This is a genomic window from Chamaesiphon sp. VAR_69_metabat_338 (assembly GCF_031423935.1).
GTDB lineage: Bacteria > Cyanobacteriota > Cyanobacteriia > Cyanobacteriales > Chamaesiphonaceae > Chamaesiphon.
The window spans coordinates 1-3,354 of record NZ_JANPGM010000562.1; the positions used below are offsets into that span (position 1 = coordinate 1).

The following is a 3,354-nucleotide window of genomic DNA, read 5'->3' on the forward strand; positions in this document are numbered from 1 at the left end:
AATTTGGCGGTGGTAGAGCTTAGCTCAGAGAAAATAGCCCCCTAGTACCATCCGTCATCAGCAACTATCACAAATTCAGTGGATTATTTATGTTGCCAATTGGTGCGGCCTGTACCTGGATTTTGTGGACATATGGAGATGCAATTTTAGAGAAACGATATCGGGTTGTACTGTCAGCAACTTGTGTAGCAATAATGGGATTGATGTTTTTTGCGATGAGCGATTTAGTTACTGGATTTGGAATTGCTAAGATTCGCGCTCTTTAGTAATCAATCTAATCTTAAAATCTCGATCTCGATTCACCACAGGCGACGCTACGCGAACGAATCTAACTAGCTCTCAAATTTATCATCAAAACTTATCGATAAATATCGTTATGTATCCAAAAATATGGGATCGTCTCAAGCATTTCCCTCGCAGTATTGCCAAAGGTTCTCACAACCCACCTGCAACATCTGGGCGTGCAGCGGCGGCATTAATTAGCGCGGGAATTGGTTGCTTTACGATGATGGTGACACACCATTTAGCCGATACATCGAAAGCCCGAGAAAAATTTATTTGGGGACTGGGTAAATGGATTCCAGGTAGCGACACTGGCGATAAGTTGTGGGGCAATATTGGGAGTTATACCGGGAAAGAAACCATGCTGCTGGTGGGTTGGCTCGTTAGCTGGATTATCCTGCACAATTTGCTCAAACACAAGCAAGTCAAAACTCGCACGATCTTTTTGTGGGCATTTGGATTGCTAGTCGCCGCAACCGCGATGAGTTGGCATCCGATGTTTCCTTATTTACCATTAGTTTAAATTAGCGATCCCAGTTAATTATGAGAGAAATACCACACTCATTAGACGATAACTCGATCGATTTCCAAGATGATATCGATAAACCCATCCGCATTTCAGCCCGAGAACTACACAAATATGTGTGGGGGCTAGTCGGTGTCTTGCTGTTAGCGATCGTGACTTACCCGATCGCGATGAGTCGAGTTTCTCAAAAAGAAAATTTCGCACCATACCAGTCTCATCTCAAATCTTTGACATTGGAATACAAGCCAGTAGCACCTAATCCAAAGTAGTCAGTAATCTCCCCTCGATCGATTATTAGTAGTTTGCAAGATCTTATTGGTGAAAAATGATGGACTGGAGTAACTTCACTTGGTGGTGGTGTATGGCATATTTTGGTTGTAACTATGAACTGATGGATGAAGATGACAATTCAAATCAGACTCGATCCAACTTTAACCTTGATTAATCGGAAGTGAAACTATGCAGAAAATTGGACTTTTCTTCGGTACTCAAACTGGTAAAACTGAAAGTATTGCCGAAATGATTCGGGATGAATTTGAGGATGGAGTTATCGATCTACATGATATGGCTAATGTCGATGTCAGTGACTTTGATGGATACACTAATTTAATTATTGCTTCACCGACTTGGGATATTGGCGAATTGCAAAGCGACTGGGAAGGCTTTTTCCCAGAATTTGACACCATGGATTTTACTGGCAAGAATATTGCCTATTTTGGGACGGGCGACCAAATAGGCTATGCCGATAACTTTATGGATGCAGTCGGCATACTGGAAGCAAAGATTACCGCGCGCGGTGGTAAAACGATCGGCTATTGGTCTACTGACGGGTATGATTTTGCTGAATCTAAAGCGGTTCGCAATGGCAAATTTGTCGGTCTAGCGATCGATGAAGATAATCAATCGGACTTGACAGAAGCCCGAGTTAAAGCTTGGGTCGCTCAAGTTAAGCAAGAATTTGCTTAGGTATTTTATTTGCTAGTTAGTTATTTGCATACTGGTGGTAAACTTGCCACCATTTTTTAGATATTAATTATGATAGTCGATCGAACCAAATTTCTCTGGATTAGTACTAGTCCCAGTCTCAAATGCTTTCATCGTCGGCTCCTCCATCAACTCTCAAAAGCAGTCGAGCTGGAGTTTTGGGAATACTATCAAACATTAGACGAGGGTAGCTCGATCGACGGTGCCATCGATTTATTATCTAAATATATATCTCAATCAGATCGCCCGATTCATCTAATTGGACATGGTATTGGTGGGGTAATTGCATTAGGCTACGCTCGCTTGCATCCAGCGCGAGTTGCTTCACTTACATTATTAAGTGTCGCTGCCCAGCCGGCGATCGATTGGCATTCATATTACTACACTCAATTAAGATCCTTGCCATCTAATCGAGAGTGTGTGTTGCGATCGATCGCCAGCAATTTATTTCCAAATATTTGTGCTAGTCATCTTTACAGCTTGACAGAGCGATTAGAGCGAGATTTAGTTGAAGCTCCATCAAATCACTCACTATTTCGATTGGATATCTTAGCCGCAGGTGGCGTAAAAATGCCCTTGATGATTTGTGCTAGTCAAGACGATCCAGTAGTTAGCTCGACTGCGTTGTCGGGATGGAATAGTTATCTCAAATCAACAGATACCATCTATTGCACTGCTACAGGCAAACATTTCTTTCATCATTTTCACCCTGAACTAGTCAGCCATCAAATTCAACAGTTTTGGCAGAAACTATCACCAGAATCGGCGTTATACCAACTTACAAATGTAGAGTGTAATTAGCTAATGGTCTTAATTTGCTTTGTCTTGACTTGGGCGACAATCTTTAGTGCCTTGTTGACCGTTGCCTGTCAATGGAAAACAGGATTTATTTATCTCAAACGACTGCATCAAATTCCTTGTCATCAGTGCAAGTACTTTACAAATAGCTGCTATCTAAAATGTACTGTCAATCCCGATCTCGCCTGCTCGGAAGATGCGATCGACTGTCGGGATTATCAATTTAGATCGAATCGATAATACTTATGGGTAAATTAAAACCAAATCGAAAATCGGGATCTTCGCCGCAAAGTATTCATTTTATTAGAATGATAATTGCTGAGAACTGGGATGAAATCTGGAAGGTCGTCCTCCAAAGATCTCGAACGAGTACGTCTTCCACCAGACATCAGCGAACTGGGTTATAAATCGCCAACTACTTTGTGTTCCCTAGACGACAGATCGTCGAGTCGTCTAGCTAAGTCACGATCTCAACAGATCCTTATCTAAAATAGTTGCTAATAATTATCATTTGTATTTTTATCCTGGATAGGATATATTGGACAGCAGCAACGACACAGATCGTTAGTTGATGGCTCGATCTTAATTTTGTCTCTATTCTGGGGAACGATATAGAGAGGTAAACCCGATTCAGGTGCTGTTTGCCATCTGACTGGCCGATCGACCAAGCTGATTTGGCGATTGAGATCCAAACTTAATAAGAATAATTAGCATTTGTAAAAACTAGAATTTACTACACTCCACTGATACGTTCATGAGCAAAC

At 41.6% G+C, this 3,354-nt stretch carries 5 protein-coding genes; all 5 read left to right on the plus strand.

Annotated features, from left to right (window positions below):
• Window positions 1-376: 376 nt before the first annotated feature.
• On the plus strand, window positions 377-805 hold the full coding sequence (locus RMO84_RS15465; RefSeq protein WP_310489336.1) for a hypothetical protein: 429 nt from the start codon (window positions 377-379) through the stop codon (window positions 803-805).
• 20 nt (window positions 806-825) lie between these two features.
• A complete protein-coding gene (locus RMO84_RS15470; RefSeq protein ID WP_310489337.1) occupies window positions 826-1,077 on the plus strand; it encodes a hypothetical protein in 252 nt (83 codons plus the stop codon).
• A gap of 190 nt (window positions 1,078-1,267) precedes the next feature.
• Window positions 1,268-1,774 (plus strand): flavodoxin FldA, encoded by a 507-nt coding sequence (gene fldA / locus RMO84_RS15475; protein ID WP_310489338.1) that lies wholly within the window; start codon window positions 1,268-1,270, stop codon window positions 1,772-1,774.
• Between the two features lie 69 nt (window positions 1,775-1,843).
• The gene (locus RMO84_RS15480; RefSeq protein ID WP_310489339.1) at window positions 1,844-2,593 is read left to right on the plus strand and encodes an alpha/beta hydrolase; all 750 of its coding nucleotides are present in this window, start codon (window positions 1,844-1,846) and stop codon (window positions 2,591-2,593) included.
• Between the two features lie 3 nt (window positions 2,594-2,596).
• Window positions 2,597-2,830 (plus strand): hypothetical protein, encoded by a 234-nt coding sequence (locus tag RMO84_RS15485; protein WP_310489340.1) that lies wholly within the window; start codon window positions 2,597-2,599, stop codon window positions 2,828-2,830.
• The last annotated feature ends 524 nt before the right edge of the window (window positions 2,831-3,354 follow it).

What these genes read in the sequence shown, in the direction of transcription:
- RMO84_RS15465 (WP_310489336.1), top strand. Translation starts at nt 377, where the DNA reads ATGTATCCAAAAATATGGGATCGTCTCAAGCATTTCCCTCGCAGTATT.
- RMO84_RS15470 (WP_310489337.1), top strand. Translation starts at nt 826, where the DNA reads ATGAGAGAAATACCACACTCATTAGACGATAACTCGATCGATTTCCAA.
- fldA (WP_310489338.1), top strand. Translation starts at nt 1,268, where the DNA reads ATGCAGAAAATTGGACTTTTCTTCGGTACTCAAACTGGTAAAACTGAA.
- RMO84_RS15480 (WP_310489339.1), top strand. Translation starts at nt 1,844, where the DNA reads ATGATAGTCGATCGAACCAAATTTCTCTGGATTAGTACTAGTCCCAGT.
- RMO84_RS15485 (WP_310489340.1), top strand. Translation starts at nt 2,597, where the DNA reads ATGGTCTTAATTTGCTTTGTCTTGACTTGGGCGACAATCTTTAGTGCC.